The sequence below is a fragment of the Campylobacter sp. RM12654 genome (genome assembly GCF_020137585.1).
Lineage (GTDB): Bacteria > Campylobacterota > Campylobacteria > Campylobacterales > Campylobacteraceae > Campylobacter_E.
In genome coordinates this window covers 40,812-59,585 of sequence record NZ_JACGAR010000002.1, presented here as the reverse complement: position 1 = coordinate 59,585, position 18,774 = coordinate 40,812, and the positions used below count along the sequence as shown (strand labels likewise).

Annotated in this window: 25 protein-coding genes; 14 read left to right on the top strand and 11 right to left on the bottom strand. The window is 27.6% G+C overall.

Annotation, left to right across the window (positions count from 1 at the left end; all coding sequences use genetic code 11):
- Nucleotides 1-107: 107 nt before the first annotated feature.
- Genes AVBRAN12654_RS01015 through AVBRAN12654_RS01005 form a run of 3 tightly spaced genes read left to right on the top strand, consistent with a single transcriptional unit; the run spans nt 108 to nt 1,695 of the window.
- The gene (locus tag AVBRAN12654_RS01015; RefSeq protein WP_214119553.1) at nt 108-1,175 is read left to right on the top strand and encodes a transglutaminase-like domain-containing protein; all 1,068 of its coding nucleotides are present in this window, start codon (nt 108-110) and stop codon (nt 1,173-1,175) included.
- Entirely contained in the window at nt 1,172-1,444 is a 273-nt protein-coding gene (locus AVBRAN12654_RS01010) for a hypothetical protein (RefSeq protein WP_336613769.1), read from the top strand. Before AVBRAN12654_RS01015 ends, AVBRAN12654_RS01010 begins: the two co-directional genes overlap by 4 nt.
- Nucleotides 1,441-1,695, top strand: coding sequence for a heavy-metal-associated domain-containing protein (locus tag AVBRAN12654_RS01005; RefSeq protein WP_214119551.1), 255 nt, complete (start codon nt 1,441-1,443; stop codon nt 1,693-1,695). The genes AVBRAN12654_RS01010 and AVBRAN12654_RS01005 overlap by 4 nt, the downstream gene beginning before the upstream one ends.
- A 37-nt stretch (nt 1,696-1,732) precedes the next feature.
- Here AVBRAN12654_RS01005 and AVBRAN12654_RS01000 read toward each other — a convergent pair whose 3' ends face one another.
- From AVBRAN12654_RS01000 to gltX, 4 genes are read right to left on the bottom strand one after another with little or no spacing between them, the layout of a single operon-like run.
- The gene (locus AVBRAN12654_RS01000) at nt 1,733-2,125 is read right to left on the bottom strand and encodes a rhodanese-like domain-containing protein (RefSeq protein ID WP_214117775.1); all 393 of its coding nucleotides are present in this window, start codon (nt 2,123-2,125) and stop codon (nt 1,733-1,735) included.
- Between the two features lie 2 nt (nt 2,126-2,127).
- Nucleotides 2,128-2,751: a uracil phosphoribosyltransferase gene (upp, locus tag AVBRAN12654_RS00995; protein ID WP_214117776.1), complete on the bottom strand. Its 624-nt coding sequence runs from the start codon at nt 2,749-2,751 to the stop codon at nt 2,128-2,130.
- The gene (locus AVBRAN12654_RS00990) at nt 2,738-3,985 is read right to left on the bottom strand and encodes a malic enzyme-like NAD(P)-binding protein (protein ID WP_214119549.1); all 1,248 of its coding nucleotides are present in this window, start codon (nt 3,983-3,985) and stop codon (nt 2,738-2,740) included. The genes upp and AVBRAN12654_RS00990 overlap by 14 nt, the downstream gene beginning before the upstream one ends.
- Nucleotides 3,982-5,382, bottom strand: coding sequence for a glutamate--tRNA ligase (gltX, locus tag AVBRAN12654_RS00985; protein WP_336609370.1), 1,401 nt, complete (start codon nt 5,380-5,382; stop codon nt 3,982-3,984). Before gltX ends, AVBRAN12654_RS00990 begins: the two co-directional genes overlap by 4 nt.
- Nucleotides 5,383-5,424: 42 nt before the next feature.
- Between gltX and AVBRAN12654_RS00980 the strand changes: the two genes are divergently transcribed.
- From AVBRAN12654_RS00980 to AVBRAN12654_RS00970, 3 genes are read left to right on the top strand one after another with little or no spacing between them, the layout of a single operon-like run.
- Nucleotides 5,425-5,991, top strand: coding sequence for a hypothetical protein (locus AVBRAN12654_RS00980; protein WP_214150132.1), 567 nt, complete (start codon nt 5,425-5,427; stop codon nt 5,989-5,991).
- A gap of 5 nt (nt 5,992-5,996) precedes the next feature.
- Complete coding sequence (locus tag AVBRAN12654_RS00975; protein ID WP_214119547.1) at nt 5,997-7,721, top strand: EAL domain-containing protein; 1,725 nt, start codon at nt 5,997-5,999, stop codon at nt 7,719-7,721.
- Entirely contained in the window at nt 7,721-8,932 is a 1,212-nt protein-coding gene (locus AVBRAN12654_RS00970; protein ID WP_336613768.1) for a Y-family DNA polymerase, read from the top strand. The genes AVBRAN12654_RS00975 and AVBRAN12654_RS00970 overlap by 1 nt, the downstream gene beginning before the upstream one ends.
- Nucleotides 8,933-8,939: 7 nt before the next feature.
- Here AVBRAN12654_RS00970 and AVBRAN12654_RS00965 read toward each other — a convergent pair whose 3' ends face one another.
- The 7 genes from AVBRAN12654_RS00965 to AVBRAN12654_RS00935 all read right to left on the bottom strand — a co-directional run bounded on the left by AVBRAN12654_RS00965 (nt 8,940) and on the right by AVBRAN12654_RS00935 (nt 13,545).
- A complete protein-coding gene (locus tag AVBRAN12654_RS00965) occupies nt 8,940-9,554 on the bottom strand; it encodes a M48 family metallopeptidase (protein WP_336613767.1) in 615 nt (204 codons plus the stop codon).
- Nucleotides 9,555-9,844: 290 nt separating this feature from the next.
- Nucleotides 9,845-10,480: a tetratricopeptide repeat protein gene (locus AVBRAN12654_RS00960; protein WP_214117783.1), complete on the bottom strand. Its 636-nt coding sequence runs from the start codon at nt 10,478-10,480 to the stop codon at nt 9,845-9,847.
- 84 nt (nt 10,481-10,564) lie between these two features.
- Nucleotides 10,565-10,840 carry a hypothetical protein gene (locus tag AVBRAN12654_RS00955; RefSeq protein WP_214119542.1) on the bottom strand — a complete coding sequence of 92 codons (276 nt, stop codon included), beginning with the start codon at nt 10,838-10,840 and terminating at the stop codon, nt 10,565-10,567.
- A gap of 96 nt (nt 10,841-10,936) precedes the next feature.
- Nucleotides 10,937-11,290, bottom strand: coding sequence for a 50S ribosomal protein L20 (rplT, locus tag AVBRAN12654_RS00950; RefSeq protein WP_214117784.1), 354 nt, complete (start codon nt 11,288-11,290; stop codon nt 10,937-10,939).
- 80 nt (nt 11,291-11,370) lie between these two features.
- Nucleotides 11,371-11,565 carry a 50S ribosomal protein L35 gene (rpmI, locus tag AVBRAN12654_RS00945; protein WP_214117785.1) on the bottom strand — a complete coding sequence of 65 codons (195 nt, stop codon included), beginning with the start codon at nt 11,563-11,565 and terminating at the stop codon, nt 11,371-11,373.
- Nucleotides 11,566-11,624: 59 nt separating this feature from the next.
- Nucleotides 11,625-12,770: an MFS transporter gene (locus AVBRAN12654_RS00940; protein WP_214117786.1), complete on the bottom strand. Its 1,146-nt coding sequence runs from the start codon at nt 12,768-12,770 to the stop codon at nt 11,625-11,627.
- A 67-nt stretch (nt 12,771-12,837) separates the two neighbouring features.
- Complete coding sequence (locus tag AVBRAN12654_RS00935) at nt 12,838-13,545, bottom strand: transporter substrate-binding domain-containing protein (RefSeq protein WP_214150077.1); 708 nt, start codon at nt 13,543-13,545, stop codon at nt 12,838-12,840.
- Between the two features lie 220 nt (nt 13,546-13,765).
- Between AVBRAN12654_RS00935 and argF the strand changes: the two genes are divergently transcribed.
- From argF to AVBRAN12654_RS00895, 8 genes are all read left to right on the top strand, one after another.
- Nucleotides 13,766-14,701, top strand: a complete 936-nt coding sequence (argF, locus tag AVBRAN12654_RS00930) for an ornithine carbamoyltransferase (protein WP_336613766.1) — start codon at nt 13,766-13,768, stop codon at nt 14,699-14,701.
- 74 nt (nt 14,702-14,775) lie between these two features.
- Complete coding sequence (locus AVBRAN12654_RS00925; protein ID WP_214117791.1) at nt 14,776-16,107, top strand: signal recognition particle protein; 1,332 nt, start codon at nt 14,776-14,778, stop codon at nt 16,105-16,107.
- A 92-nt stretch (nt 16,108-16,199) separates the two neighbouring features.
- Complete coding sequence (gene rpsP / locus AVBRAN12654_RS00920) at nt 16,200-16,424, top strand: 30S ribosomal protein S16 (RefSeq protein WP_214117792.1); 225 nt, start codon at nt 16,200-16,202, stop codon at nt 16,422-16,424.
- Nucleotides 16,424-16,669 carry a KH domain-containing protein gene (locus AVBRAN12654_RS00915; RefSeq protein ID WP_214117793.1) on the top strand — a complete coding sequence of 82 codons (246 nt, stop codon included), beginning with the start codon at nt 16,424-16,426 and terminating at the stop codon, nt 16,667-16,669. Before rpsP ends, AVBRAN12654_RS00915 begins: the two co-directional genes overlap by 1 nt.
- Entirely contained in the window at nt 16,662-17,180 is a 519-nt protein-coding gene (rimM, locus tag AVBRAN12654_RS00910; RefSeq protein ID WP_267523288.1) for a ribosome maturation factor RimM, read from the top strand. Before AVBRAN12654_RS00915 ends, rimM begins: the two co-directional genes overlap by 8 nt.
- Nucleotides 17,180-17,896 (top strand): tRNA (guanosine(37)-N1)-methyltransferase TrmD, encoded by a 717-nt coding sequence (gene trmD / locus AVBRAN12654_RS00905; protein WP_336613765.1) that lies wholly within the window; start codon nt 17,180-17,182, stop codon nt 17,894-17,896. The genes rimM and trmD overlap by 1 nt, the downstream gene beginning before the upstream one ends.
- Nucleotides 17,886-18,242: a 50S ribosomal protein L19 gene (gene rplS, locus AVBRAN12654_RS00900; RefSeq protein ID WP_214117796.1), complete on the top strand. Its 357-nt coding sequence runs from the start codon at nt 17,886-17,888 to the stop codon at nt 18,240-18,242. The genes trmD and rplS overlap by 11 nt, the downstream gene beginning before the upstream one ends.
- A gap of 43 nt (nt 18,243-18,285) precedes the next feature.
- Nucleotides 18,286-18,762 carry a GNAT family N-acetyltransferase gene (locus tag AVBRAN12654_RS00895; RefSeq protein ID WP_214117797.1) on the top strand — a complete coding sequence of 159 codons (477 nt, stop codon included), beginning with the start codon at nt 18,286-18,288 and terminating at the stop codon, nt 18,760-18,762.
- Nucleotides 18,763-18,774: the final 12 nt, after the last annotated feature.

Genomic DNA, 18,774 nt, shown 5'->3' with positions numbered 1-18,774 from the left:
TGTAAAAATGTAAAGGTCAATAATAACATAAAAACTATTAAAAAACTAAATTTATTATTAAATAAAATAATTTAAAATAAAAGTTTATTTCACACAAGGATAAAGTTATGAAAAGAAGAACATTTTTAACTTTATCGTCTGCAGTTGCAGCAAACACTTTACTAAGTGCGAATGAAACACCTTTAGTAAATAATACTCAAGCAACAAAAGACGATAGTAAAGAATACATTGTAAGCTTAAAACATAATTTAAGCGAATTAGGCGAAGTTAGCAAAATATGGCTTCCATTACCAAAATCACGCTCATATCAATACCTTACAAGTGATATTGTAAATAGTGGAAATTACAATGAAATTTATTTAAGTGATTTTGAAACTAATAGTTTATATGCAAGTTTTTCTAATGTAAAAGCTGAATTAATAACACAATTTAGCATTAAAACTCACGATAGAATTACTGATTTTTCTAAAGTTAATTTTAATGAAAACGAGAAATTAGACGAAAGTATCGCACAATATCTAAAACCAAGCGAACATATTTTTACTAGCGGAATAGTAAAAGAATATGCACTAAAAATTACAAAAGGTATAAAAGGCGATTTAGAAAAAGCAAAAGCTATTTATGATTGGGTAGCACTTAATTTTACTCGTGATGAGAGCGTAATTGGGTGTGGAATTGGTGATGCTAAGGCTATTTTAGAAAGTAAAAAACTTTATGGCAAATGCACTGATATTAGCTCTGTTTTTGTAGCACTTTTAAGAAGTATTAATATTCCTGCTAGAGAGTGCTTTGGAATTCGTTTAGGTGCGAGTAGATTTTATGCTGCAATGGGTAGTAAAGAAAATATAACAAAAGCTCAACATTGTAGGGCGGAGTTTTATCTAAAAGGCTATGGGTGGATTCCTTGCGATCCTGCTGATGTAGCTAAAGTTAAATTATCTTTAAACCTAGATAATAATGATAGTGGGATACAAAAATTAAGAGAATTTCAATTCGGAAATTGGGAAATGTGTTGGTGCGAGTTTAATACCAAAAGAGATTTCGTGTTAATTCCACGCCCAGCTCAAGCACCGCTTAATAATTTTGGCTATGTATATGCTGAAGTTGATTCAAATACTATTGATTATTATTCACCTAATGAATTTGTATATGAATACACTTCAAAACAAATATGAAAAAATATTTAATATCAATGTTTATCTTAGCTATTAGCTCTAGCCTTTGTTGTGTTGGAGCTATTAGCTTTTTGATATTTGGAGTAAGCCTTGTTAATTTTGATTTTTTAGCACCTTTTAGAGTATATTTGGGGATTGCAACCTGCATTTTATATTGCATATTTATCTATAAAAAACTAAATCAAAAAAATAAAATCAGATTATTTTTAATAGGACTTGCATTATTATTTATCATATTTTATCCTGAAATTATAGGAGCAATGATTTGAAAAAAATATTATTGTTAAGCTTATTTTTAAGTGTTTTAAATGCTTATGAATACACTTTAGAAATTCCTAAAATACATTGCCCATTATGCACGGCAATTGTTAGAAAGGCACTACTAAAAATTGATGGAGTAAATAAAGTAAATGTTAGTTTAGAAAATAAAACAGCGATAATTAAAAGCGATAAAGAACTTAACGAAAGCATAATAAATCAAGCGCTTTTTAATACAGGCTATCAAGGAATACTTAAATAAATCCTATTTTAAAAAGAATTTAAAATAGGATTAAAAATTAATTTTGATATGGAACTAATTTAATATCTGTCTTTAATAATTCGTTCATTCCACCATCAAGATTTATTATATTAGTAAAGCCGTTTTGCTCAAGCATTTTAGTTACCATTGCACTTCTTTTACCACTTCTACACATAATTGCTATTTTGCTATCTTTTGAATAATTTTTACTAATTTCATTCAAAAAATCAGGATTAATACTTCCATTTTCGTTTAGAAATGTTATCAATTTTGCTTTATTTACAACACCTGTTGCAGCGTATTCACTAGGCATTCTAACATCAATTACAGCATAATCACTATTAGTAAAATCAAATTCCTTGATATTTTGTGTAATTACCTCAGCATTTAAACAAACAAATAAACTTAAACCCAATAATATTTTTTTCATTTTTAAGCCTTTAAAGTATTAAATATCCTATCTCCAGCATCTCCAAGACCTGGGATAATATAGCCTTTTTCATTCAGCCCTTTATCCAAACAAGCAGTAATTAATGCTACATCAGGATGAGCTTTTTTCATTCTATCTCTTGCTTCAGGAGTTGCAATGATACTTGCAAAAATTATTTTTTTGACACCAATTGATTTTAATCTATCAACAGCTGCAATAGCACTTCCGCCCGTTGCAAACATAGGGTCAATTATAATTGCAGTTTTATTTTGCATATCTTGTGGATATTTTTCAAAGAAAAATTCAGGCTCAAGCGTTTCTTCATTGCGTTGAATACCTAAAAATCCCACACTAGCTTTACCCAATAAATCAAGTGCAATATCACTCATACCAAGTGCAGCTCTTAAAATAGGCACTATTACAATATCATCGCTAATAACTTCGCACTCACAAGGCATAAGTGGAGTTTGAATATTAACTTTTTCTGTGCTTAAAAATTCACAAGCTTCATAAATAACAAATCCACTAAGCTTTTTTATATGCTCACGAAAATCCCTACAAGATGTGTTCTTATCTCTAATTTTCGCTAAATAAGTTGAAACTAGTGTATTTTTAATTACTTTCATTCAATAACCTTTCAAAATATGCTTTATCATCAAAATTTTTAACTAAAGCTATGCCTTCATCAACAGCAGCCTTAGCAACTGCAGTGCTAACATAAGCTTTTACCCTATCATCAAATGGTTTTGGAATTATTAAATCTTTTCCATATTTTAAGTCTTTACCATATAATTTTTTAGTTTTTTCGCTAACTTCAAGGCGTCCTAATTCACTTAAAGCCTTAACAGCTGCTATTTTCATACCCATAGAAATCTTTCTAGCTCTAACATCTAAAGCCCCACGGAAAATATATGGAAAGCCTAAAACATTGTTGATTTGATTGTCATAATCGCTTCTTCCTGTTGCAATAATTACATCAGGGCGAACTTTTTTCGCAAGTTCAGGTAAAATCTCTGGGTCAGGATTAGCTAAAGCAAATACTATTGGATTTTCTGCCATAGTTTTTAACATTTCTTCGCTTAAAGCTCCAGCTTTGCTAAGCCCTAAGAAAACATCAGCTCCTTTTAAAACATCAGCTAAAGTATCCTCATCACATTCTCTTACAAATTCTAATTTATGCTCATTTAAATCTGTTCTTTTAGTATTGCAAACACCTTTAGAATCTACTAAATAAATCTTTTTAACCCCTAAAGTCTTATATATCTTAGCACTTGCAATCCCTGCTGCTCCTGCTCCACAAACAACTACTTTTAAATCTTCTAATTTTTTGCCAATTATTTCGCAAGCATTAATTAACCCAGCCGCACTAATAATAGCTGTTCCGTGTTGGTCATCATGCATTACAGGAATACCTAAGTCTTGAAGTCTTGCTTCAATCTCAAAACATTTTGGAGCTGCTATATCTTCAAGATTAATACCGCCAAAACTAGGAGCAATAGCTTTTACTGCTGCTATTATTTCTTCGGTATCTTGAGTGCTTAATTCAATATCATAAGAATCAACATTTGCAAATTTTTTAAATAAGCAAGCCTTACCTTCCATAACAGGTTTTCCTGCAATTCCACCGATATTGCCAAGACCTAAAACAGCTGAACCATCACTAATAACTGCTACTAAATTACCTTTACTTGTGTATTTATAAGCTAAATCACTATCACGAGCAATCTCTTCGCAAGGATATGCAACTCCAGGAGAATATGCTAAACTTAAACTCTCATATTCTTTCATAGGCGTTTTAATAAAAGTGCCTAATTTACCGCCTAAATGATACTCTAATGCTCTTTCTTTTAAATTATTCATAAAATCTCCTTTAAAAAATTATTAAATCTTTTTTTAATCTCATCATTGCCTAAAAACTCCATAATAGCATAAATACTAGGACTAATTGTTGTTCCTGTTAGGCTTAATCTAATTAATTGCGCTATGTCTTTTAGCTTAGCATTATTGCTATCTAAAAATTGTTTAACGGCTAATTCAAATTCTGCTTCAGTATTTGCACCTTTAAAATCATTTACAAACTTAGAAAATAAAGCTTTACTATTATCATTTACAAACTTAGCAACTCCACTTTCTTCATAAGAATTTGGCTCGTTTATAATAATTTTTGCACTATTTATCAAATCTATTAAAGTCTTAGCTCTTTCTCTTAACATTGTTAATAAGAATGAATAATTATTAACACTTGAAAAATCAAATCCTAAATCCTTACAAGCATTTACTAATCTTTCATCGCTAACGCTTTTTATATAATGAGCATTAATCCATTCTAATTTTTGTGCGTTATATGTGCTCGCACCTTTGCTAACATTATCAAATGTAAAGCATTCTTTCATTTCTTGCATTGAAAATATTTCTTGGTCTTTGTTTGAAAATCCTAATCTTAATAAGAAATTTAGTAAAGCTTCAGGCAAATATCCTAAAGCCTTATATTCCATAACATCGGTTGCTCCGTGTCTTTTGCTAAGTTTTTTGCCATCTTCTCCATTTATCATAGCTAGATGATAAAAATTAGGAACCTTAAAGCCTAAAGCTTCGTAAATTATTATTTGTTTTGGAGTATTTGAAAGATGGTCATCTCCACGAACAACATCAGTTACGCCCATTAAAGCATCATCAACAACCACTACGAAATTATAAGTAGGAGTGCCATCAGCACGAGCTATTACAAAATCATCTAAAATATCAGCAGCGTTAAATCTAATTTCGCCCTTTACTCCATCATTTACGATTATTTCTCCATCAAGCGGTGCTTTAATCCTTACAACAGGCTTAATTCCTTCTGGTGGAGTGCCTTTAAAATCTCTGTATCTTCCATCATATTTAGGGCGTTCTTTTCTAGCTTCTTGCTCTGCTCTTAATGAGTTTAACTCATCTTCGCTCATATAACAATAATAAGCATTGCCACTATCAAGTAATTTTTGAATATATTCTTTATAAATATCTAATCTTTTACTTTGGTAAGTAATTTCCCCATCTACTTCTAAATCAACCCATTTAAAAGCTTCTAAAATAGCTTTGGTTGCTTCTTCGCTATTTCTTGCCATATCTGTATCTTCAATACGAAGAATAAATTTACCATTATTTCTTTTAGCGTAAAGATAAGAAAAAAGTGCTGTTCTTAATCCACCAATATGTAAAAACCCTGTCGGAGAGGGTGCAAATCTTGTAACTATCATTATTATTAGCCTTTTGTGAATTTTTTATAGTTATAATCATTTAAAATCACTTAAAGGTAAATAATGAGAAAAATTTTGCTTGCACTTGTATTTGGTGCATTTATGAACGCAAGTCCTATAACTTCAATCATAGCTAGTGTTAATAACGAACCTATTACAAATATTGATATTATAGAAATTTCACAATATATGAATATAAGCCAAAACGACGCATTAAGATTGCTAATTCAAAATAAAATATGCACATCTTTAGCTAAAAAATTCAAATTAACTGCAAATGAACTAGAAATCAATCAAGAATTATCAAAAATAGCTGCTGCTAATAATATTAGCTTATCTACTTTCATAGAACATAACCAAGATAAAATCAAAATGCTAACAGAAAATATAAAAGATGAAATTCTAAAAAAGAAATTATTTGATTTAATCGCTCAAAATTATATGAAAGATGTAAGCGATGATGAAGTAATTAGATTTTATAATTTAAATAAAGATAAAATGAATGGGGCAAGTTATGAAGTAGCAAAAGAACAAATTAAAAGCTATTTAATGAATAAAAATGCTCAAGAATCAGTTCGTAATTATATGGAAAAAGAAGAAGCAAAGGCATCAATTAAAATGTTTAGGTGAGTACTATGAAAACAAAATCAATTCTATCTAACTCGTTTAAGAATTTTATTATTACAACTTTTTTACTAATTGAAATTGCTGGTGGAATTTTTGGAACTTATAGATATATTAGCGAGGCAAAAAGAATTGAAGAGCATCATAGAATTCACAATATAGGAAATGATAGCTTAGTAATTAGGCTACAACAAAATAAAGACCATACTATTTTTCAATTTTTAGTATTTTCTTTCGCTGTATTAGTAGCTGCAGTTATTAGTAATGCAATTTATATAAAAAGATTAAAAAGAGTAAAATCAAATTTTAATGATTTTGCAGAACTTCTCGCAAATTCAGTCAAAAAACATAAGCCTTTGATGCTAAACGATACGCTAAATTACAGCGAATTTCAAAAAATAGCAAATTCTTTAAATGAAGTCTTAAATGATATATACTATCAAGAAAACTATAATTCTTTAACCAAATTACCTAAAAAACAAAAATTCTTATTAGACATACAAGAACTCTATGAAAAAAGCGATTGTCCTATAATAGTTAGCTATATATATCTTAAAGACTATCAAAATCTATTAAAAAGTAGAAGTTTTGATTTAGCTGATAAAATAATATTAGAATTAGCAAGTAGATTTTCAAGTTTTTCTACAACTATTTTAAATTCTAAAATAGCTAAAATAAGTGGCAATGGAGATTTTTTATTAGCATTTCCTTGTATTGATGAAATACAAACAACTTTTAATAATATGGCTATTAAGTTGCACGAATGCTTTAGTGAAAGTATTAATTTTGGAAGTGATGGAATTTATGAGCAGAGTATAGGGGTTGGCTTTAGTGTATTAACAAATGAAAATTACAATCAAATAATAAACGATACTTATAAAGCTGCTCTACTTTCAAGCGTTCAAAAAGATACATTGTATTGCGATTATTCTGATGAAGTTAAAACACAAATAGATAATGAAGCAAAATTAGAAAATGATTTAAAAAGGGCTTTAGAAAAAGGTGAACTTGATGTATATTATCAAGCAAAAATCGGAGCAAATGATAATTTAGTAAAAGGTGCAGAAGCATTAATTCGCTGGAAACGAAATGATAAATTTGAAAATACAGAAAAATTTATAAGAATTGCAGAAAAAACTGATTTAATAATAAAACTTGAAAAATTTGTAATTGCAAAAGTATTTCAAGAAATACAAGTTTTAAAAAATAAAGGAATAAATATTCCAATAAGTATTAATATATCAGCAAAACACTTGCACCATAAAGATATGATAAATTATTTGCTAGCAAATGTTAAAAAATACGATATAAATCCAAATTTAATAGATATAGAAATAACAGAAAGATATAGACTTAATAGCAGTAGTGAAACTATATTAGAAAAATTAAAAGCTATTGGATTTTTAATAAGTATTGATGATTTTGGGAAAGATTATAGTTCTCTTTCTTATATAAATCATTTACCTATTGATACAATTAAAATTGATAAAAGCTTTATAGATGGATTAAATAGTAAAGATTGTGATTTAATTAATGAAAACTCAAAAGCAATTATAATTGGTATTATAAAAATAGCAAAAACTATGAATAAAAGAGTAGTAGCAGAAGGTGTTGAAACACTAGAGCAAGTAAATATTTTAAAACAATTAGGTTGTGATGAATTACAAGGATTTTATTATCATAAAGGTGCTACACCTATTAATGAATTTATAAATATTTATAAAAACAAATTCTAATGAAACTTCATATAGATTTTGATAGCTATTTTGTAAATGCACAACGACTATTAAATAAAGAACTCTGCAATACACCTTGCGTGATTTATGCTGGAAGCGATGAAGATTTTTTCAATCAAGATGCAAAATATATAGATAATAAAATCGCCTTTATGAGCTCAATTGAAGTTGCAAGAAGTGAAAATAAAGTAATTGATTATAGGCATTTTACTGCAATTGCCGTATCTTATGAAGCTAAAAAATATGGCATAAAAGTAGGAGATAAATTAAATATAGCTTATCAAAAATGTCCGAATTTAAAAATAGCTAGAAGTAATATTAGATTTTATAAAGAACTAAGCTTTAAAGTAAGGCAATTTTTAGAAAGCAAAATACCCGTGATTGAACAATTTAGCATAGATGAGTTTTTTGGAGATTTAGAAGGGTTTAAAAAAGACACAGAAGTGCTAGATTATGCAAAATATCTTCAAAAAGAACTATTAGATAAATTTGGCTTACCAGCTAGTATAGGCATTAATAATAGCAAATGGGGAGCTAAATTTTTAACCGATTTAGCAAAACCTTTTGGCATTAGAATGGAATATGATTTAAGCAATGCCATTAAAGGAATAGATATAAAAAATTTCGCAGGCATAGGAAGAGAAATACAAAAATATTTAAGAGCTTATGGGGTAAATACTTTAGATGAATTATTGCAAAAAGAATATTTGCTAGATAAATATGGTAAAAATGGCAAAAAAATCATAGCAAGAATTAAAGGCGTTGATAATGAAAAAGTAGAAGAAACAAAAGATATTAAAAGCCACGCAATATCAAAAAGCTTTAAGCCAATTAGTGATTATGATGAGTTAAGGCGAAGGGTTAAAATACTTGCTAGATATTTATGTGTTTGGATTTCAAAGCACAAATATCATCCTAAAAAAATAGAAATAAGTATTAAATACGGCAATAAATTAGAGCATATTGGAATTGAAATTATGCAACCATTTGATGAAAAAAATCTAATTGATAATGCCGTAAAAGGATTTGAAATTCTTATGAAAAATACGAAAAATATAAGTGTTTATTATATAGGAATTGCTGCTAATAATCTTGATAAAACATATTGTGAAAATATTTTTCAAAACACCACAAAAAATCAAAAATTAAACGAAACCCTAAGTGCTATAAGAGATAAATTTGGCATTAGCTGTATAAAATATGGGGGATAAATATAAATTATTTGTCTTTTAATAAATTAATTCTTTCTTTATAATCAGGCATAAATCCTAAAAGCGTGGTATAAAAAGCCTTTGAGTGATTAGCGTGATAAAGGTGTGTTAATTCGTGCATAATTACCGCTTCTATTGCTAATATATCTTTTTTAATTAATTCGGTATTTAGATTTATATAAGATTTTTTCGTATTGCAAGAACCCCAACGAGTTTTCATTTTTCGCACCTTTAAAGCTTTTATATCTTTACCAACAATCACACAAAATCTTTTTAAAATCTCACTAAAGATTTCTTTTGATTGAATTTTATAAAAATCATTAAGTAATTTTTCTTTATTTTCATCAGTTTCAAGACATTTTAAAATAATTTTATCATTGTGAATTTCTACATTTTTTGAAATTCTTAAATCAAATTCTAAAATATATTTTCGTCCTAAAAACAATACAAAATTACCACTCAAAAGCTCTGCTTTTTTAGTAGTTTTAAGCTCGTTTAATCTTTGTTCTATCCAATCTTTTTTAAGTCTTAAAATCTCATCAATTTTTGCTCTACTTATAAAATAAGGCGATACTACTTCAACAAGCCCAATCTCACGAACTTTTATAATAATATTTTTCACCCGCTTTTTAGTGATTTTTATTTCCATAAACTTTCTCACATTAAAAACAAAACTAATTTTAACTTAAAATATCTTAGACAATCTGCGATATTCCAAATAAAATTAACCATATTTTGGTGTTTTTCTATATTCATAAAATTCCTTTGAAGTAAATGTGATTATTATGACAAAACAATAATAAAAATCTTAAATTATTTTAAATAGTTGTAATTTATATACTTTTATAACTACTCGTTTTTAAAAATATATCAAATAATAAAAAGTTCTTAAAAAATAAGAACTTTTTAAAATTATTTTATATTATCTAACTTTTCACAAGCGTATTTAAATTCTAATTCGCAAGATTTTCTTAAATACTCAAGAGATTTATTTTCATAAAGTTGAGATACTTCATAGCAGCTTTTGTTATCATTATTATTGCAAGCGTATTTGTATAATTCTAAAGCTTTTTCTTCATCAATATCAGTGCTAACTCCATTTAAATACATATTTGCTAAAAAATAGCAAGATGAATAATCATTATTATTACATTGTTTTTCGTATAAATTAAATGCTCTTTCATATAATTTTTCAAAATCATCACATTGAGTATATTTTACTTCACAAAAATTTGCAAAATCATAGCAAGCATTTGCATTATCATCATCTTTGCAAGATTGTTTAACCAATTTTATTGCTAAATTTTTGTATTTTTTATTTAATTTTTTATTTTCCAATTTATCAGAATATTTATAAATATCACTTAAAGCCTTGCAAGATAAATAATCTTCATATTCTTCGCAAGAAACTTTATAATATAAAGCTGCGTTTGCTTCATCATTTTTATCAAACTGATAATAATTAGCATTTTTTAAGCATTCTTCTAAACTCACACACTCAACGGCATAAATACAAACACTAAATAATAAAATTAATAATTTTTTCATACTAACTCCTTTTTTAAGGTAGTAATTTTAGCGAAATATTTTTAAATAGTAATATTTATTTTTAAGCTATAGAAAATCTATAGCTTAAAAAGAATAAGTAAAATCACCTTCATTGGTTTTAATTTCTGCTTGTTTTAAATTCTCACAAAAATGTATAGGTGAAAATGATTGTCCGTATTTTAATTTTTTAGGATTTGATTTTGATAAAACATAATGAAGTTTGCAATTTCCTTTATTTAGTTTAATCTCATATATTTCTAATTCATCTATTTTAGATGTAATTTTGAGTTTTTTAGAAGCTCCTATTCCTAGAATATTAACTTCAGGAGAATTAAGAAAAAAGATTATACCCCCCCCCACCATTCTTAAAATAATATTAAAAAAATAAAAATTACTAGGGAAAATATTTAAATGTTAAAGAAAGAAATTCCTAGCTAATCTTAGCTAGGAAAGAAATTATAATGCTTTTTTAGCTGCTGCTGCAACTTTAGCAAAAGCTGCTGCGTCATTCATAGCCATATCAGCTAGAACTTTTCTATCTAGTTCAATACCAGCTTTTTTAAGACCATTCATAAATCTTGAATAGCTTAAATCATTTAAGCGGCAAGCTGCATTAATTCTAATAATCCATAAACGACGGAAATCTCTTTTTTTGCGGCGTCTATCGCGGTAAGCATATACCAAGCTTCTTTCTAATTGTTCTTTAGCTTTTCTAAAGTGTTTTCTACGACCGCTATAAAAACCTTTAGCTAACTTTAATAATCTTTTATGTCTTCTGCGTCTTACTACGCCTGTTTTTACTCTTGCCATAATTTCTCCTTTTAATGGCGTTTGCTTAAAGCAAATCTTTCCCTAAACGGGGGTAACGAATGATTAAAAATCAAAAACTCTTATTTCATACAAAGCATTTTAAGAACACGGCTTTCATTTGTAGCATGAACAAATTTTGCTGTTCTTAAATCACGCATTCTTTTTGCAGGCTTTTTAGTTAAAATGTGGCTTCTATAAGCTGAACCACGCTTAATTTTATTTTTGCCTACTCTAAAGCGCTTAGAAGCACTTTTTACGCTCTTCATTTTTGGCATAAGCTTTCCTTTTTGTTGAATTTTCTAAAAAAGAAGAGCCAATTTTATCACAATAAAGTTTATATATAGCTTATTTTATTTGAAAGTAAAGAAAAAATTAGCAACAAAAAACTAATAATTATCATAAAAATAATTGAAGTATTAAAACTATTTGTAATATCTTTAAAATATCCAAAAATTATTGGCCCAATAGTAGCTATTAAATACCCTACACTTTGAGACATTGAACTTAAATATATTGTAGTTTTTGTATCTTTTGATTTAATAGCAATCATTATCAATGCAACGCCAAAAATTCCACCAACAGGAATAGAAAATAATAAAGCTGAAATTATTAAAATATAAATATTTGAACTTAATAAACATATAAAAAAAGCAAGAATATTGCTAATACAAACTAAAGTTAAAAGCATTGCTTTATTTTCAATCTGAGCCATTTTATTAGGTATAAAATAAGCTGAAAACATAGAACAAAATTGAAATAATATAACAATATTAGTCGCATAATCTTTATTCATACTAATAGCTAATATGCTAGGATACCAAGTAATTATCGTATAAAAAACACAACTTTGAAGCCCCATAAAAGCAGTGATTATCCAAGCGTTTTTGTTTTTAAAAATACTTAAAAAATCACTGAAATTTTGAGTTTTAGAATATCTATTAAGCCTATGATTTTTAATAAATGGCAGATAGCAAAAAAACGCAATAATAGCAAATATAATCCAACAAAATAAAGCTCCACTAAGTCCAATATAATCAATCAAATAATGCCCAAAAACTCCTATTAAGCTAGAAATGCTTAAAAACATTCCATAAAGTGCCATAATTTTTCCAATATTTTTAAAGTGATTTTTAACAAAACTAGGCATTAAAACATTCAAAATCGCAATACCTAAACCTATTAAAATCGTCCCAAAAAATAAGAAAAAGGTATTAAAAAACGCTCTAGCAAATAGTCCAAACATTATTAAAATAATCGCATAAAGCATAGCTTTTGTATTTGGTAAAATCGGAGCTATTAAAGAAAAAATAAAAAAACAAAAAAGCGGCAAAGCACTTAAAATCCCAATTTGCGTAGAATTTAAATCATAATAACTCATAATATTATCAACTATAGGACCTATTGCAGTAATTGGTGCTCTAAGGTTTAAAGATATAAAAACCACACACAAAATACTTATTAAAAAATAATTCTTTTTCATTTTTTTCCTTTAAAGCCAAAATATTACCTAAAAACTTAAATTTATGCCTAAATATTAGGCATAAATTTTAATCTAAATTATATTTTTGTAACAATTTTAAATAAGCTCCATCATTTTTAAACTTGCTAATTACATTATTAAAATCATCTCTTAATTTAGTATTGCCTTTTTGAAAAGCTATGCAAGTTCCAGCTATTGGAGTTTTTGCGAATACTTCAAAATCATCATAATTTTTAGTATAGCTCTTAGCAACAGCAGCTTCTAATACAAAACCATCAATTTTGCCATTTAAAGTAGATAATACAAGTGGAATGTATTCAGAATTTAAAAATGGAACTACGCCTTTAATATTAGATATTTCATCAGCTTGTAAAGTGCCAATTTGAGCTCCTAAAATAGCTCCTTTTTCAAGGTCTTTTAAAGAATTTAGCTTTTTATTACTTTTTAATTTGATATAGTGGTTTTCACTTTCTATTATTGGATTTGAAAACTCAACATTTTTAGCTCTTTTAGGTGTGTAACTCATACCTGATGCAATAATATCAATCTTTTTTGATTTTAAAGCTAGTATTAAACCATCAAAAGACATTGGAATAATCTCAATTTTTATATTTAACTCCTTAGCAATTTCTCTTACTAAATCAATCTCAAACCCCACAATTTCATCATTTTCCATATACTCAAATGGTGGGAAATCAGGCGATAAACCAACTTTATAAATCTCTTGTGCGAAAAGCCCTAAAGCTAGCAATGTAGCTATAAAAATTTGTTTCATAATAATCTCCTAAAAATTAATAAAAATAAAAAATGTAAAAAATAAAAAAATAGAATAAAAGAAGTGATAAGTTTTAACGCAGATTTGATTTATTTATTTGTAATTTTTCCATTTGTCCTCCTTAAAAATATGACTTATAATAACTTTTTTTACAATAAATTAAAATAAATTCTTCAAAAATATTTTAAAATTGTATAAATTAGTAACAAAAGGAGAAAAAATGAAACTAACAAACAGAGATTTTATAACTTTAAAAGATTTTAGTAAAGATGAAATCCTAGCACTTATTAAATTTGCAAAAGAGCTAAAAGAAAAGAAAAAGCAAGGTATAACAGGCAATCATTTGCAAGGAAAAAACATAGCTTTAATATTTGAAAAACCATCAACTAGAACAAGATGTGCATTTGTAGTAGCTTGTAACGATGAAAAAGCTTATCCTGAATATTTAGGTGCTAACGATATACAATTAGGCAAAAAAGAAAGCATACAAGATACCGCTAGGGTATTAAGTAGAATGTTTGATGGAATTGAGTTTCGCGGCTTTAATCAAAGTGATTTAGAAACCTTAGCAAAATATAGTGATGTTCCTGTTTGGAATGGTTTGACAAACGAATTTCATCCAACTCAAATTCTAGCCGATATGCTAACTATTTACGAGCATTTTAACAAACTAGAAGGGCTTAATTTTGCATATATTGGAGATGGTAGAAACAATATGGCAAATTCTCTTATGATAGGCTGTGCTAAATTAGGATTAAATTACATAAATATTAGCCCTAAAGAACTTCATCCTGATAATGAATTAATAAATCTTTGCAAAAGTTTTGCGAATAACTCAAGTATAAAAATCAGCGATAATATTGAAGATATTAAGGGTGTTGATATTATATATACTGATGTTTGGTGCTCTATGGGAGAAGAAGAAAAAGCAAAAGATAGAATAAATATTTTAAAACCTTATCAAGTAAATGATGAATTGCTTTTAAAAACTGGAAAAAATACAATAATAATGCACTGCTTACCTGCAGTAAAAGGTAATGAAATTACAGAAAATGTATTTGAAAATAATGCTGATATAATTTTTAATCAAGCAGAAAATAGAATGCACACTATAAAAGCTGTTATGATTGCTACTATTTGTGATATAGATATATAATTTATTAAACAAATATAAAGCATTTGGGGTTATAATTACCCCTTTTTTAAAATTTAAATTAAAGGATATTTTTAATGTTTGAGTTGATTAGTGATTCTTTTAAGCAAGCGGTAAATAAATTAAAAACAATAGATGATGAAAAAGCGTTAAAAAACGCTATGGAAACTCTTAAAAAGTCTTTATTAAAGGCTGATGTTCATTTTAAGGTAACGAAAGAATTATTAGTTAATGTAGAAAATGAAGTAAAAGCAAAAGGAATCGGTCAAAAGCATTTTTTAGATGCAATTAAAAATAACCTTACAAACATACTAACACCAGAAAATAAAATAAGCGAATTTAGATTTTCTCCAAGTGGTTTAACATCTGTAATGATGATAGGCTTACAAGGTGGTGGAAAGACAACTAGCACGATAAAATTAGCAAATTATTTAAAACTTAGAAAGAAAAAAGTTCTAGTAGCAGCGTGTGATTTACAAAGACTTGCTGCGGTAGAGCAATTAAGACAATTATGTGAAGCTAATGAAATTGATTTATTTTCAATGGATAGCAAAGACCCTTGCGAAGTAGCGAAAAATGCTCTTAATAAAGCTAAAGATGGCTTATATGATGTATTATTAGTGGATACTGCAGGTCGTTTAGCAATTGATGAGCCTTTAATGAATGAATTAGCTCGTGTAAAAGATATAATAAATCCTTATGAGAGTTTTTATGTAGCTGATGCTATGAGCGGTCAAGAAGGTGTAAAAACTGCAGAAACATTTAATGAAAAAATAGGCATTAGTGGTGTTATTTTAAGTAAATTTGATGCAGATACTAAAGGCGGGGTTGCTTTAGGTATAGCAAAATTATTAAATCTACCTTTAAAATTCGTAGGTATTGGCGAGAAGGTAGGAGATTTTGAGAGTTTTGTTCCAGAAAGAATTGTTGGTCGTATTATGGGAGAAGGCGATTTAGCAACTTTAATGGAAAAAACTTCAGCAGTTTTTGATGAAAAAGAAGCAAAAATCTTAAGCAAAAAAATCAAAAAAGGTGAATTTAATTTCAATGATTTTATAAACCAACTTGAAAGTGTAAAAAAATTAGGGAATTTAGGTTCATTAGTTGGAATGATACCAGGTCTTGGTGGCATTGCTAATAAAGTAAAAGATATAGATTTGGAAAGTTCTAAAGAAATGATACATATAAAGGCAATGATTAGCTCAATGACACCAAAAGAAAGAGAAACTCCAAGCCTATTAAACAATGCTAGAAAAGCAAGAATTGCAAAAGGTGCAGGTCTATCTCAAATGGAAGTTAATAGATTTTTAAAACAATTTGAAAATGCGTCAAAAATCGCTAAAAAACTTTCAAAAGGTGGTATGAAAGGGTTAGGTTCTATGCTAAATCAAGGAAATTTTCCAAAATAATTAAAAATTTTTAAAGCTTTAAACTTATTTAAAGCTTTTTTATAGACAATTTTTGTTTATAAAAAATCTTTAAATCAATCAAGGAGAAAATAATGACAGTTGTAAGACTAACAAGAATGGGTAGAAAAAAGCGTCCTTTTTATCGTATCGTAGTAACAGATAGCAGAAAAAGAAGAGATGGCGGTTGGATTGAAAGTATAGGATATTACAATCCTATGAGCGAGCCTGAAACAATCAAATTTGATGCTGAAAGACTAGCTTACTGGAAAAGCGTAGGCGCTAAATTAAGCGATCGTGTAGCAAGAATTACAAAATAATGGTAAAAGAATTTATTTTTACATATGCAAAAACAATAGCCGCAAATCCTGAGCGGCTAGAAATTTTTGTAGAAGAAAAAGAAAATAACCTAATAGATATTGTTATTATGGCTACTAAAATAGATGCCGGAAGACTTATTGGAAAATCAGGAAAAATCATAACCGCAATTAAAACAATAGCAGTTAATCACAAAAATACTCAAAAATTAAATTATAAAATCACGGTAAAAACTTTTGATGAATAATCTAGTTTATGTTGCTAAAATTGGTAAAACTCACGGATTACTTGGTTTTTTAAAATTTCATAATAAAAGTGATTTTTACGAACAATTTAAACCTAAAGCTGAATTTTTTGATAAGAATGGTAAAAAATTCATAATTAAATCTTTTGATTTTTCAAATTCTTTAGTGCAATTTGTAGGATATGAAGATGTAAATAAGGCTAAAGAACTTGTAAATATGGAGCTTTACTCTAATATTGAAAATACTAGAAAAAATATTAAGCTTAAAAAAGATGAATATTTTTATTTTGATATTATTGGGTTAAAAGTATATCAAGATGATGAGTTTTTAGGTAGCGTTGTTGATATTTTAGAAACAGGAGCTAATGATTTATTAGAGATAAAAACTAGCGATGAATTAGTAAATTTAGGCTTATCTAAGAGTTTTTATATACCTTTTCATAATAATTTTATAATTTCAGTAAGTGATATTATCAAGGTAAATAATTCTAAAAGTATTTTAGAAAATTCGTAATGAAATTTAATTTTATAAGTTTATTTCCAAATCTAATTGCAAACTATTTTAATGAAAGCATTTTAAAAATTGCAAGAGAAAAAGAGCTTATAAAACTACATTTTGACAATCCTAGAAATTATTCTACAAACAAACATAATAAAGTAGATGATACGAAAATCAGCGGTGGAGCAGGTATGCTTATGGCTTGTCAGCCTTTATTTGATTGTTTAGAAAATTATAAAAATTCTCATATTATATTTTTAAGCCCTACAGGAAAACCTTTTAAACAAATTGATGCTAAAAGACTTGCTTTAAAAAGTGAAATTACTTTTGTATGTGGTAGATATGAAGGTATTGATGAAAGAGTGTATGAAAATTATGCTAATGAAGTTTTTAGCATAGGTGATTTTGTCCTAACGGGCGGGGAATTAGGAGCTCTTTGTATGTGCGATGCAATTGCTAGAAATATAAATGGAGTAATAAAACAAGAAAGCTTAGTGGAAGAAAGTTTTGAAAATTATTTATTAGAAGCTCCATCTTTTACTAAACCTTTTATATTTGAATATAAAAAAAATAATATTTTTAAGAAATTTTATTCAATTTCAAGTTTTGTTAAGGGTAATCACGCTAATATTAGCCTTTTAAAAAATCATCTATCGTTTTGCAAGACCAAATTCCACCGCCCGGATTTACTTGCTAAGCACAATAATTTAAGGAAAAACTATGAGAAATAAATATATTGAGCAGTTTGAAGCTAAACAAATTGAAGGAAAAAATATTCCTGATTTTAGAGCTGGCGATACATTAAAACTTGCTATTCATATTAAAGAAGGTGATAAGTCAAGGGTTCAAAATTTTGAAGGTATTTGTATAGCTCGTCGTGGTCAAGGCACAGGTGAAACTTTTATGGTTCGCAAAATTGGTGCAAATGGTGTTGGAGTAGAAAGAATATTCCCAATTTATTCTGATAGTCTAGAAAGTATTACGGTAGTTCGCCATGGTAAAGTAAGACGCTCAAGACTATTCTATCTACGCAGATTACGCGGTAAAGCTGCAAGAATTAAAGAACTTAAACGCTAATATTACGGAGATTTTTCTCCGTTTGTAGAATTTCGTTTATAGAATGATTACAATACAAAAAGCTTCAGAAAAAGATTTAGATTTAATCTTAGAATTTATTAAAAAATTAGCTGATTATGAAAACTTATCAAGTAGCGTTGTAGCTACTAAAGAACTTTTAAAAGAAAACTTATTTATAAAACAAAAAGCTTATGTTTTAATAGCTTATTATGATTTAAAGCCTGTTGGATTTGCTTTGTATTTTAATAATTTCTCTACATTTTTAGGAAAATGTGGAATTTACTTAGAAGATTTATTCGTTGATGTTGAATACAGAAATAAAGGAATAGGAAAAGCACTTATAAAAGAGCTAGCTAAAATAGCCAATCAAAATGATTACGAAAGAATTGATTGGGTTTGTCTTAAAGACAACTATCCAAGTCTTGAAGTTTATAAAAAAATAGGAGCTAATACAAAAGATGAATGGCTACTACATAGACTTGAAAAATCAGATATAAACAACCTTTTAAACAATAAATAAATAAGTTATCTT